Annotated in this window: 8 protein-coding genes and 1 other annotated feature; of the genes, 1 reads left to right on the top strand and 7 read right to left on the bottom strand. The window is 28.4% G+C overall.

The window, feature by feature from the left end:
• Positions 1-99: 99 nt before the first annotated feature.
• The 7 genes from serA to BUB36_RS11825 all read right to left on the bottom strand — a co-directional run bounded on the left by serA (position 100) and on the right by BUB36_RS11825 (position 12,979).
• Positions 100-1,692: a phosphoglycerate dehydrogenase gene (serA, locus tag BUB36_RS11855; protein WP_073150361.1), complete on the bottom strand. Its 1,593-nt coding sequence runs from the start codon at positions 1,690-1,692 to the stop codon at positions 100-102.
• A gap of 129 nt (positions 1,693-1,821) precedes the next feature.
• Positions 1,822-2,083 (bottom strand) — a binding site (T-box leader).
• 103 nt (positions 2,084-2,186) lie between these two features.
• Positions 2,187-3,470 (bottom strand): homoserine dehydrogenase, encoded by a 1,284-nt coding sequence (locus BUB36_RS11850; protein ID WP_073150358.1) that lies wholly within the window; start codon positions 3,468-3,470, stop codon positions 2,187-2,189.
• A 13-nt stretch (positions 3,471-3,483) separates the two neighbouring features.
• A complete protein-coding gene (locus BUB36_RS11845) occupies positions 3,484-3,921 on the bottom strand; it encodes an ACT domain-containing protein (protein WP_073150355.1) in 438 nt (145 codons plus the stop codon).
• A 159-nt stretch (positions 3,922-4,080) separates the two neighbouring features.
• A complete protein-coding gene (locus BUB36_RS11840) occupies positions 4,081-5,952 on the bottom strand; it encodes a YgiQ family radical SAM protein (RefSeq protein WP_106406509.1) in 1,872 nt (623 codons plus the stop codon).
• A gap of 197 nt (positions 5,953-6,149) precedes the next feature.
• Complete coding sequence (locus BUB36_RS11835; protein ID WP_242655799.1) at positions 6,150-6,395, bottom strand: YkuS family protein; 246 nt, start codon at positions 6,393-6,395, stop codon at positions 6,150-6,152.
• Between the two features lie 99 nt (positions 6,396-6,494).
• Positions 6,495-7,502: a LacI family DNA-binding transcriptional regulator gene (locus tag BUB36_RS11830; protein WP_073150352.1), complete on the bottom strand. Its 1,008-nt coding sequence runs from the start codon at positions 7,500-7,502 to the stop codon at positions 6,495-6,497.
• Positions 7,503-7,600: 98 nt separating this feature from the next.
• Positions 7,601-12,979, bottom strand: coding sequence for a diguanylate cyclase (locus BUB36_RS11825; protein WP_073150350.1), 5,379 nt, complete (start codon positions 12,977-12,979; stop codon positions 7,601-7,603).
• Positions 12,980-13,267: 288 nt separating this feature from the next.
• Between BUB36_RS11825 and BUB36_RS11820 the strand changes: the two genes are divergently transcribed.
• On the top strand, positions 13,268-14,221 hold the full coding sequence (locus BUB36_RS11820; RefSeq protein WP_084112003.1) for a M23 family metallopeptidase: 954 nt from the start codon (positions 13,268-13,270) through the stop codon (positions 14,219-14,221).
• The last annotated feature ends 13 nt before the right edge of the window (positions 14,222-14,234 follow it).

Below are 14,234 nucleotides of genomic sequence, written 5' to 3'. Positions count from 1 at the left end.
CAGAACTTCAGATATAAGATTTTACCTTTTAACATTAATTTTCATCATAATTCATTGAGTTATGAATAATTCAGGTTTACCAATATTCTTTTCTGTCTATTATAACTTAACTTTTTTTGCCGATATAATGTTATCAATTTTTTTAACTTTATCAATATTCTCCATAGATACTTCGTTATCTACATTTAAAACCATTAAAGCTTTTTCCCCTATTTCTAATCTTCCTACCTGCATTGAAGCAATATTTATATTTTCACGTCCTAAAACAGTCCCAATTTTTCCTACCATTCCTGGAATATCTCTATTTTGTATAAATAGCATATGCTTGCTAGGGGTCACATCTACTTCATAACCAAGTATTTCAATGAGTCTACCTTCATTTTTTGTTGATAAATTACCAGATAACGTAAATAGTATATCCTTACTCTTTATCTTTACTTTTATTAAATCTGTATAGCCTTTATAATTTTCATTTATTTTTCTTTCATTTATAACTATCCCTCGCTGCTTTGCTATTAATTTTGCATTTACATAATTAACTCTTTCTCTTATAACTGGTTCTAATAGCCCCTTTAAAAAGGCTACTGTAATCATTTCTACATCTTGATTAGCAATACTACCATAGTAATTTATATCTACCATATCGATTGGTGTTGTATAAAGTTGATAATATATTTTCCCTAGTTTTTCCATTAAATCTAGATATGGTTTTATTACCTTCAATTCATGTCTATTTAGAGTGGGTAAATTTATTGCATTTGGAATAACTTCACCCTCTAAAGCACATAAAACCTGCTTAGCTATTGTTTCACCTACATTCTGTTGAGCTTCAAGGGTACTTGCTCCAATATGTGGAGTAACAACAGTATTATACAATTCAAATAAAGGATTGTCATATGACGGCTCATTTTCATGTACATCTAATCCTGCCCCTACTACTTTTTGACTCTTTAATCCCTGCAATAGAGCTTTCTCATCTATGATTCCACCCCTTGCAACATTAACTATTCTTACACCATCCTTCATTTTCTTTATTTGATCTTCTCCAATCATTCCAATTGTTTCAGAAGTCTTAGGAGTATGAATAGTTATAAAATCTGATTCTGCCAACAATTCTTCCAATGTTTCTTTTTTTGTTGCTTTAAATCTTTCAAATCTCTCATCAGGTATATATGGATCATAAGCAATAATATTCATATCGAAGGCAGCCATTCTAGCTGCAACCAATCCACCTATTCTTCCTAATCCTATAATTCCTAATGTCTTATTATATAGCTCTGATCCTATAAATCGTTTTCTATCCCATTTACCAGCTTTTAAATAGCTGCTTGCTTGGTATATATTTCTTGCGGAAGCCAATAAAAGACCAATGGTTAATTCACATGCTGAGATACTATTACTGTCAGGAGTGTTGGCTACTACTATTCCTTTTTTAGTTGCTTCATCAATATCTATATTGTCTATACCATTTCCAGCCCTACCTACAACCTTAAGCTTTTCGGCTTTAGAAAATAATTCCTTATTTACTTTAGTACTACTTCTAACTATAAGTCCATCGTATTCTTTAATTTCTCTTAGTAACTCTTCTCTAGATAAGTCTAATTTAACATCCACTTGTACATGGGGTTCCAAAACACCTTTTATACATTCTATGTTTACCTTCTCAGCAATCAATACCTTTTTTCTTTCCATGTTGTCACTCTCCTATTCTTCCATATTTATTTAAGTTAAGATTCTCAATTGAACAATTTCATAGTTAGAGGATATTCAAAATATCTAGGCGCTTTTTTTGTACTAAAAAACCCCGTTCCTTGACTATAGGTCAAGGACGGGGAAATATATCCACGTGGTACCACCTTGTTTTACTGCATATAAATACAGCCTTTAAGCAATGTAACGATAATTACCGGTATAGGTTTTTACCCCTATACAGCTTGGGATCGGATTCAATAACTCTTGCTATCGGTTCCCACCATCCACCGACTCTCTGTAACGGATATCAAAAACAAATTACAGCTACAACCCTTCGTTTTAAATATCCTTAAACAAGATATTATTTACTACTATCCTTCATAGCTATTTTCTATATAATATTTTATATAATTTTAACGGTATAAAGCACTAAAGTCAACATATAATGTTAATTTTTATATATAAATTTGTTTATATATTCATAAATCCTTTGTTTATATATTTTCTACCTTTAAAATAGTTGCAATCTTTTCTACAAAGTCATAGGCATTGATTTCGTCAAGTGCTTTATCTAATATATTTTTCTCAATATCATGAGTAATAAATACCAAAGGTACTGTTTCTTCTCCCCTACCCTTTTGCATCACAGATTCTAAACTTATATCGTATTCTCCAAAGGTCATGGCTATCTTACCTAATACTCCTGGTTTATCTACAACTTGTAGTCGAATATAGTATTGGCTTTCACCAATACCTTTAATTTGAATATCATTAAATTTATCATTTTTGTTTTTATCATTACCAATATTATTCTTGATAAGCCTAGCTACTGACAAAATATCAGCTAAAACAGCACTTCCAGTTGGAAGAGAACCTGCCCCCTTTCCATATAATAAAAGTTCTCCAACTGCATTACCTCTAACAAATAGAGCATTAAACTCATTACTTATTGATGCTAAAGGATGCTCATTTGGAACTAATGAAGGGTATACATAAATTTCTATATTATCCTTGCACCTTTTTGAGACTGCCAATAGCTTAATCTTATAACCTAACTCTGAAGCATAATCTATATCACTTTTATGAATCTTTGTGATTCCTTCTCTTTCAATAGCCTTTGAAGGAATATTTATTCCATATGCAATAGATGTTAAAATAGATATTTTAAAGGCTGCATCTTCCCCCTCGATATCCGATGTAGGATCTGCCTCTGCATACCCATTGGTCTGAGCTAATTTAAGCGCTTCCTCAAAGCTCATATTATAATTTGTCATTTGGGTCAATATGTAATTGGTAGTACCATTTATAATTCCAATAATTTCTTCAATTTTGTTGGCAGCTAAGCTTTCCATAAGGGTATTTATTATAGGAATACCGCCTCCAACGCTAGCTTCATAATTAATAAATACTCCATTTTCTTTTGCTAACCCTTTAAGCTCTTTTCCATATGTTGCCATAACAGCCTTATTAGCAGTTACAACATGTTTACCACTTTTAATAGCTCTTTTAATATAATCTAAAGCAGGGTGTATTCCTCCCATTAATTCAACTACAATTTTTATACTTTCGTCACTTAATATATCATCATAATTATTGGTCAATAACTCATTTGGAATTGATATTTTCCTTTTTTTGTCAATTGTTCTAACTAATATCTTTTCAACCTCTATGTCACCATTTAAATATTTATATATTTCTTCATTATTTTCTTGTAATATTTGATATACACCTGTCCCTACATTTCCCATGCCTAAAATTGCTATCTTTATATTTGACATATTTTCCTCCTATCTACCCCATTGCTATTATGCTTATCATATTTACTCCCTTTGATGATTTTAATTCCTCTATCAATGTATCCAAATCAACACATAAATCTGTAATATCAAAGGTAATACTTACGTTGGCTATTTTATTGATTGGTATATTTTGATTTATTGTCAATACATTGCCTTTCTTAGCTGCAATTTGATTTAAAATATCAGATAAAACACCAGTCTCATGATCTAAAAGAAGTGAAATAGTAACCTTCTTTCCTAAATTACCTTCGGACAATGCAAAAACATAGTCCTTATATTTATAAAAGGTACTTCTACTAATCCCCACGTTTTTAACTGCTTCTGTTATTCCCTTAACTTTCCCCCTTCTTATCTGTTCCTTCGCCTTTAGGACCTTTTCAAACACATCAGGTAATATTTCTTTATCTATTACTATATATTTGCTTTTCATAAATACCTCCTATCAAGCTCCTATGTCCTCAGCATAAATACATTTGTGTTTCATTCATGAACTTAGGCATTATTATAGCACAATTCATTTATTGATACAATGTTTTTTTGTAGAAACCAAAATCAGGCACATTACCATTACCGTATGTGCCTTTATCTTCTATCCTTTCCTTGATTTTTTTCTTTTTGCTTTATTTTGATTATATTTATGTTGTCTATTTTTTTTATTCTCTTTACTTTTAGGTCTTATTAAGCATTCAGGCCCAAAACCTATTAGATCCTCTCTTTTAGCAAGTATTAAGGCTTGCTTTACTAAATCGTAGTTTTTTGGATTTTTGTATTGAAGTAATGCTCTTTGCATTGCTTTTTCTAACTTACTTTTAGGTACATATACTGATTTCATAGTCCTCGGATCTAATCCAGTATAATACATGCATGTTGATAAAGTTCCTGGTGTAGGATAAAAATCCTGTACTTGTTCAGGATAATATCCAAAATCTCTTAAATACTCGGCAAGCTCTATAGCAGACTTCAATGTGCTTCCAGGATGACTGGACATTAGGTAAGGGATAATGTATTGCTCTTTATGCAATTCCTTGTTAATCTTTTTAAATTTGTCCACGAATTTTTCATATACCTGTCTCCTAGGTTTTCCCATCAATTCTAAAACTTCATCTGAAACATGCTCTGGAGCCACCTTTAACTGTCCACTAATATGATGCTTGCAAAGTTCTCTAAAAAAATCTTCATTTTTATCTGCCATTATATAATCATATCTAAGTCCAGACCTTATGAAAACCTTCTTTACCCCAGGAAGCTTCCTAAGTTTTCTTAAAAGCTCTAAATAATCTTTATGATCAACCTTAAGGTTTTGACATGGATTTGGAAATAAACACTGCTTATTTCTACATAATCCCTTTTTATACTGTTTTTCACATGCTGCATGTCTGAAATTAGCAGTTGGACCTCCAACGTCATGAATATAACCTTTAAAATCCTCATCTTGAGTTATTTTTTTTGCTTCTTCAATTATAGATTCATGACTCCTGCTCCTTACAATTCTTCCTTGATGAAATGCTAACGAACAAAAGGAACAATTACCAAAGCAGCCTCGTTCACTGATTATACTATGTTTTACTTCTTTAATAGCAGGGACTCCTCCAAGCTTTTTATAGCTTGGATGATAATTCCTTTGGTAAGGCAAGGAATAAATTCTATCTAATTCTGCTCTAGATAAAGGCATAGCTGGTGGATTTTGTACTAAAAATCTATTTTTATGCTTTTGTATTAACAATTTACCTGTAATAGGGTCTTGTTCTTCATACTGAATTCTAAAAGCTTTAGCAAAATTTTTTCTATCATTCTGTATTTCTTCAAATGATGGTACTACTCTATAATCATATAAGTACTCTAATTCCTCAGCTACAAAACATGTTCCTGGTATATGTCTAATATATTGGATATCCAAACCATCCTTTAGATTATTTGCTATTTCAGTTATCTGATTCTCTCCCATACCATAAACTAAAAGATCAGCATTGCTATCAATGAGAATAGATCTTCTAACTCTATCACTCCAGTAATCATAATGGGCAAATCTTCTAAGACTGGCTTCAACTCCTCCAATAATAATTGGAACCTTTTTGTATGCCTGTCTAATTAAATTACAATATACTATTGTGGCTCTATCGGGTCTTAAACCAGTTTTCCCCCCTGGTGAAAAGGAATCCTTATCTCTAACTCTTTTGCTTACAGTATAATGATTCACCATGGAGTCTAAATTCCCAGCAGTAACTAAAAAGGCAAGCCTAGGCTTTCCTAAACTTTTTATATCCTTGACATCTTTCCAATTAGGTTGTGCTATGATACCAACCTTAAATCCTAGACTTTCTAGGGTTCTTGATATTATCGCACCTCCGAAGCTTGGATGATCTACATAGGCATCCCCCATAACCAATACAAAATCTAATTCATCCCATCCTCTTTTTTGCATATCATCTTTACTTATAGGTAAAAAATCGTTTATAATCATTTCATCACCTGGCTATTATAAAGTTCTAAGTTTTTTATTAAAATCCCCGCAATAAAAACTAGCTTGAGGTTAATATAAAAAATATTTGCATAATTAATATAGTATCAAAGTTTATTTACATATACAAGAATAATAACATTAAATACTACTTTATCTTAAAAAATATAAACCTCCATGTTCGGAGGTCTAAAGCTTTATTACTTCAATGTATTCTCAAGTTGTCTATGTACATCCTCAGGCGTTAAGCCTCTAGCATATATGACAGTTCCTTTTGTAGAAGTATCGTGCATACCTAAAAAGTTACTATTCTGTCCAGATACTACAACAGCATCAAAGGATTTGAGATTATCTTTATTTTTTTCTAAATTTTCAACAGTAAATCCTTGTTCTTTTAAATAGGACTTAATATTACTTAGAGATTTTTCTACAGCTACTCTTTTCAATATTTCACCTCCCATACTATGCTTATTATTCGTCATTAGGAGGAAAAATATTCTCTGCATAACAATCTATAAATTCAAATATCTATCATCTATGTTGTTTTATTTTATTTTCTTGCAACTATCTCTTTCAACTAATTCATGGGGTAATACAAAAACATTATCCTTAATTTCTTCTCCCTTTATTTTCTTAATTATAACTCTTATAGCTACCGCACCTATATCATAAATAGGTTGCCTTATGGTAGTTAACTTAGGCCTATAAATAGAAGCAAGCTTAATATCATTAAATCCTGCCACCGATACATCTTCAGGAACCTTATAACCATTATCAATCAAGGCATTAATAGCTCCAAAAGCCATATAATCTGTTGTTGCAAATATTGCTGTTGACAATGTTTCATCATTAATCATCTCTTGTACAGCATTATATGCCAAATCTAATTTGAACTCACAATTTTTAATTAATCTTTTATCTATTTCTAAATTGCTTTCCTTCATAGCTTTTGAATAGCCTTCATATTGATCAATACCAAAAATATAGTTCTGCATATTCCCCCTAATTAAAGCTATTCTTCTATGTCCATTTTTAATAAGATATTTAGTCATTTCATAAGCCGCCTTACGATGGTCAATGGAAACTGATGTTATATTAGCATCTGAAGCATTTCTATTAATCATAACAATAGGTATGTCTTCTTTTGCAAAAAATTCCTTATGTTCATTTTGAAGCTCCCATGTCATAAAAATTATACCTTCAACCTGTTTCGATTTTAATAGATTAAGATATCTAAGCTCTTGGTTTAATTCTCCATAGGTATTACAAAGGAGTATATCATAATTATACATTTTACCTATTTCCTCAATCCCATTTAAAACTTCTCCAATAAAAATATTAGAAATATTAGGTACAATAACACCAATGAGTTGGCTTTTTTTCATTACAAGACTCCTTGCAACAGGATTTGGAATATAACCAGTCTCTTCTATAACCTTTAAAACTCTATGTTTGATCTCGTCACTAACGGGTTTTGAATCGTTTATTACCCTTGATACAGTAGATATAGATACATTAGCTTTTTTGGCAACATCTTTAATCGTAACAGCCATTTTATCACCTCTTTATCAAATTCTTTAATTTTTAATAGAGATAGACAACTTCAAAATTTAATAAATTTTAAAGAAAAAATGCAGAAGCATTTATTATATTATAACATTGAAGCAATGATACCACTTAATGAATTAACTAAATTAAACGTACTAAAATCGAACTCTTTTTCATCAATAGGCACTGACAATAATATAATTCCTTTTTGTACGCCATCTTTTATTATAGGAACAACCACATATGAATTCCAACTTGGAACCCCTGTAAAGCTGTCAATTTCTGTAATTTCGTTCCAATTAATAAAATAATCACCTTGTTTATTATCCATAAATTCTTTTATGATTTCTTTATTATATTTAAAATCCTTTACCCATATATTACTTCCTTTTTGTCTTGCATAAATTCTTTTGATTTTTTTATCTTCATCAATATCAAAAACAGCACCATATCTAGCCTCAGACATTTCTATAATATACCCGAGAACTTTAAATAATCTATCAGATTTACTATGGGAGCTTTTTAACAGTTCAATCATATCCATAATAATATTAATATTTTTATGGTCTGTAGAGATGTTTCCCGTTATTATACCAGCAAGTTTATCGTATCTATATTTATTATAACCAATGTTTTCATTCCATATTGTAGTTCTATTCCTACCTGATTTTTTAGATTTATATAAAGCTTGATCCGCCTTCTCAATTAATTCTTCTTCACTGGTTCCGTGGACTGGGAAACTAGAAATACCGAAGCTCAAAGTTAAGTCCATTCTAGTACCCATTAGTTTTGAATCTTCAATAATTTTTCTCAACTTTTCACAAACTACTAAGGCATCCTCCAAATTGGTTCGAGGTAAAATAATGATAAACTCTTCTCCCCCATATCTTCCTACCAAGTCATTTTTTCTCAAATTGTTTTTCAGTATCTTACCTAACTTAGCTAATACTTCATCTCCTTTTCTATGTCCATAGAGATCATTAACCTGCTTAAACCTGTCAATATCACACATTATAACAGATAGACATAATTGATTTTTTTTAGCTAATAAAATTTCCTTTCTAAATAAATCTTCTACATGTTTTCTTAGATATAAATTAGTTAATTTATCAATACTCGATATTTTCTTAAGGTTATAATTCTCAATCATAATATATAATAAAGTTTTCAGTAGACAACATTTTTTATAGGTTTCTAATGTAAAATTATTAAAAACACGTTTAGTATCTAAATAAATATAACCTACAATTTCCTTTTTATCAATGTTATCTACATACTTTCTTCGATTATATCGGGCATTATCATTATAACTCACTTTATCTGAATTCTTAATAGGTATACATATAAGGGATTTAATTTCATTATGTTTAAAACTGTTCTTGCTAAATTGATTTTCATTAGTAACTATTATATCATGCTCTTTATGGCTAGCAATTTTTACAATTTCTTTTATGTCTTCAGTTATTTCATGATTCGCTATACTTATAATCTCTTTAATTTCATTGTTATCATTAGTAAGAAAAATAAAACCCCTTTCAGCTAGACAAATATAGGAACAATACCTCAGTATCAACTCAATATTGTAAAAGTCATCCTTTCTTAATTCTTGAATAAGATCTTTAAGCTCAGTAATTCCACAAGGAATTTCCTGTCTAAATTCTTTATATATGGATTTCATAAACTCTTTGTTATTAAAAAATTCATTTAAATCAGAGAAATCAAAAATCTCTTCAACATTTCTTTTCTTTTCCCTATCTATTTTTTTATAATCCTTATTGCTATTTTGAATAAGAATTATACTTTTTAAATCTTCAATTTTTTCTTTAAGAATATAATTAAGCTTATAGTTAAATACATAATCTTGCCTCAATCCCTCAGGAATTTTATAAACTAAGGTTTTTAAAATATCTAAGGCTAATATATAATTGTTTAAAGCATTAAAATGATCATTTTTTTTATGAAATTCGTCACCTATTGCTTTAAATATTCTCCACTGGTACTCATACAATCGATTATTTTCTAATTTGTTTAATAAATTTTTATAGAATTTAATTTTATCATTACTAAACAATCCCAATACAAATTCCCTTTTAAGATCAAATATTTCTGTATTAAATCTATCCATCAAATCAGCATCTAAATCTATAAAATACCTTGCAGATTCAACTTCGTGTGTGTCCATTAAAAAACAAATTAAATCCATCAAAAAATTCCTAATTAATCTTAAATGAATTTTATCAATATTTTCATGTAGAAATTTCTTTACATAATCTACGTTTATTGTTTTATTTTTTTGAAATTCATATTGTATTTTATACATTTCTAATTCTTTAATTTTTTGTTCTAAGTCAAAATCAACATTTAATCCATTCATATTTTTAATAAAACTCTCATACCATTTTTCAGCTTTAGAATAATTGTAAATTTGAATATAAAAATATATATGTATAACATAATAGTAATAATAATAAATACCATATCCACAATAATTATTGAACTCTGATTCTGATTTTTTTAGATAGAAATGGGCTTTATCATATTGATATAAACTTAGATATGTATCACATAAATGAATATATGATGAAAATAAAATATTCTTATCTCCTATTTCTATACTTATATCCACTGCTTTGTTAAAATAGTCAATGGCTTCATTATATCTATCTTCATATAGATAAGTTTCACCAATGTTCATAAGATATATTTGCTTGCCTGTTATATAATTGTATTTTTCAACTAAACTCAGTGCTTCATAATAATATAATCTTGCCCTTTCTATTTGCTTATAGGCTTCAAAATATATTATGCCAATATTATTTAGTGGTCTTGATGTTTTTATGTCATTGTTAGATTTTTCAAAGAAAAAAATACTTTGTTTATAGCAATATTGCGACTTTGTCATTTCACCTTGATCATAATACATCTTTCCTTTTTCATTAAAAAACTCACCTGCATAATAGTACTTTAAATACTTTAAGCTTATATTTATATATTTATTTAATAAAGCTTTAAGGTTTGAGTGATTTTTTGTAGAAGCATATAATTTGCACTTAAGCAGTCCCCCTTCAAGTTCTCCATCAATATAACCGATTTTTTTTGAATCTTCAATAGATTCTTTTATTATTCTTTCAGCAGTTTCTTTTTCATTTTTATGGGAATATATATAGGCTAATTTATTTTGAATATCAATAAATTCTTTTTCAAGCTTATATTCATTAGCTATAGATGAAACTCTAATATAAATATCAAATGCATTGTTATGCTCACCTATATTTATATAAATAAGTCCTATTTTCATTAAAATATCTACTAACATTTTAATATTTTGGTGTTGATTTAAAAGCTCAATAGCTCTATTATAAAAGTCTATAGCTTGATTGTATATATGAAGCTGCTCCATTTTTTCTGCCGACTTTATACAATATTTGATTGCTTTGTCAAACTCATCACAATTCGTAAGGTGATAAACTAATTCTACTGCATAATCTCTTCCTTCACTAATATAAAAATCCTCAAGAATATTCGCAGCATTTTTATGATATAACTTTCTATCCACCTCAGAAATATTATTATATATATGTTCTTTTAATTGTTTATTATAGTAATCATATGAATATCCCCAATCTTGAAATTTTTCATTAATTATTTTAAAGGATACTAAATTCTTTAAAATTTTACTAAGGCTGACTTCATCTATATCAATAATTTGCATTATTATTTCCAAAGGTGCTGATAAGTAAAATATAGATATTATATTCAAAACATTTTTCGTATGAGCATCTAGCAAGTTCACAGATCTAAGCATAACATCATCTATACTTGATGGCAATTTCAAATTATATATATCATCTATATCAGCAGTCCATAGCCTATCATCATTAATAATTATTTTCTTATCCATAAATAAATTTTTTATAATTTCTTCTACATATCTAGGATTCCCATTTGCTTCCTCCATTATTTTTGTAGTTAATTTCAATGGCTTTTTGTGGATTCCTAAAATATTTTTTAACATTTCTGATGTTTCCTCAAAGTTTAATCTAGTCAAACGAATAAATTTTGCCCTTTCATCTATTTTGCACTTGTTTAAAAATTTTCTAATATCTTTACTTTCTTCATCGATATAAGTAGATAAAATAATTAATGAACTGTTTTTTTTTATTAAATACTCCAATATATTCAAGTCATTTTTATGAATAAAATGTATATTATCAACGATAATCAAAAAAGGATTTTTAATGCTAAAATCATTTATAAAATTTGAAATTCTATTATTTAATCTTAATATTTCTTTATCTTCCGATAAGGTTTCACTAGGCTTTACATCCCATTTTGATGCAATATCAGGTAAAATTTTTACTAATTCGCTACCATATTTATTGATTAAATTATCATTTATTTTATAATTCCTAACAATGAATCTTAATATTTTTTTGTAAATATAGAGCATTTTGTTATTTTCATGGTTAAGTTCAATAGTACACACGTTTGTTCTACTCATTGCAACTTGAAAACTGATTTCTTTAACCAACCTACTTTTACCTATACCAGTTTCCCCATGAACAAAGATGATATTATTTTTTGACTTTGCTAGAAGATTTTCATTTATTGTTTGCAATATTAATTTTTTCTCTCTTTTCCTATTGACAAGGGGAATATTAAAATACAATTTCTCATAATAATCCTTATCGAAAAATCCAAAATCAATTGGCATATACTGCTTAGAATCTTCAATAACATCTAGGATATTTTTATATCTACTATTGGGGTCAGGAACAGTCATTCTTTCAATTATTTTTTCGAATTTCTCATTTGTATTCTTCTTGAATACTTCATTAAATGTTCTTTCTTTATAATCAAATCCACTCACCATATAAAATAAAATAACTCCCAATGAATAAATATCTGATGAAAAGCTACCCTTCTCTCCCAATTTTATTTCTGGAGCAATGAACTGAGCGTTATATTTATCAATAGAGTTAATATTATTCATATGTTTATATATAGTCACTATATCTCTCAATTTAAAATCCATACTACTTCCGTTTCTATGAAAAAACATATTCTCAAAGTTTAATAGCCTATACGTTATCCCTCTAAAATGTAAATACTGTAATACATAGCATAATTTAACAAATAATCTGTTTATCTGTTGCGTAGAAAAAGATTTATAGTGAATCAAATGCTCTTTATAATATTCAGTAGTATAGAAATATCGGATATCCTTAGCCCTTTTATTATCAATTGTATTAATCACATTAAAACATTTACATCCTTGAATATAGGGATGTTTAATAGAAGATAATTTTATAAATTCATCAATCAGAAAACCTATAAATTTCCTATCTTTATTTTCTTCTTTTAATAGATTTAGTAGTACTTTTCTATCTGAATTTGATAAATCTGATGCGACATATGTAATTCCAAATAAATCTCTTCTTAAAATATCTACAAGCTTATACCTATTATTAATCAATTTCATTGATATGCCTCCTTGGCAATAATTCTATATTGAAAGGTCAATACTTGTATAGCTATAAATAATTATTGTTAACTTACATATGTTTACCTTAAAAATAATTTATTCTACAATTATAGATAAATTCCTCTATTTTGACAATTTTTAATATGTAAAGATAATATTTCTACTTTTTTGTATGGTTTTAAAAGGATTTCTTAATTTTATGTTGAATTATAGTATGATAATTATTTTGTAATATTGTTTTCATAAAATTGTAATATTTATTCTCTATATGGAGGCTTACGTTCAATGAATATATCTAAAATAAAAAAAATCTTTAAAGAAAAATTTACTCTTGTTATAATACCTCATAGCGGTAAAAAAACTAAACAGCTTAAGCTTCATAAAGCAATAGTATATTCTGCTTTAATCTTTTTTACATCATCTTCTATTTTCTTCATTGCTTCTACTTTTTATCTCTTTGCTAAAAAAGCTGACCTTACAAAAGAATTGATGATAAAGCAAGGAGATATAAAGGGTTTAAATTCAATTATAAAACATCAGGATATAGAAATTAATGAGTTAAAAAGAACTACACAAATTGTAAGAAACAAACTTAATCAGTTATATGAACTTGAAGATAGAGTCAGAAATATGGTTGGCCTAAAACCGAACAACAATACTACTAATAGCCCTGTAACTTCAAGGTCTATCGGTAGCATCATAGATACCTTATCTGATGAAGAATTATATAATCTAGCAGATAATGAATCAATAGATGCTATTACAAGTCTAATAGAATCTGAAAAAGATAATTATGACGAATTAATTAAAGAAGTTGAAAAACAATTAAAATATCTAGAATCTATACCTAACAAATGGCCTGTTAATGGAAAAATCACTTCAAAATTTGGTTATAGAATACATCCCATTTCTAATAGGCGTCAATTTCATAAGGGAATCGATATTGCAAATAAATCTGGAACCAATATTACTTCAGCTGGCAGCGGTATTGTTACCTATTCAGGATGGAATGGTGGTTATGGTAATGTTATTATTATATCCCATGGATATGGATATAAAAGTGTATATGCCCATAACAAAAAGAATCTTGTTAAAGTTGGTGAAAGGGTAAAACAAGGACAAGTAATAGCTAAGCTTGGCAACACAGGAAAAAGTACTGGTCCCCATGTCCATTTTGAAGTTCATTATAAGGGTAAACAAATCGATCCATTACAAATTCTTGAAGGAAATAAGAAATAAAAGTTTAGAAAAA

Source organism: Paramaledivibacter caminithermalis DSM 15212, assembly GCF_900142245.1.
Classification (GTDB): domain Bacteria; phylum Bacillota; class Clostridia; order Peptostreptococcales; family Caminicellaceae; genus Paramaledivibacter; species Paramaledivibacter caminithermalis.
The sequence above is the reverse complement of the archived record's forward strand: the minus strand, read 5'-3'. Positions and strand labels throughout refer to the sequence as shown.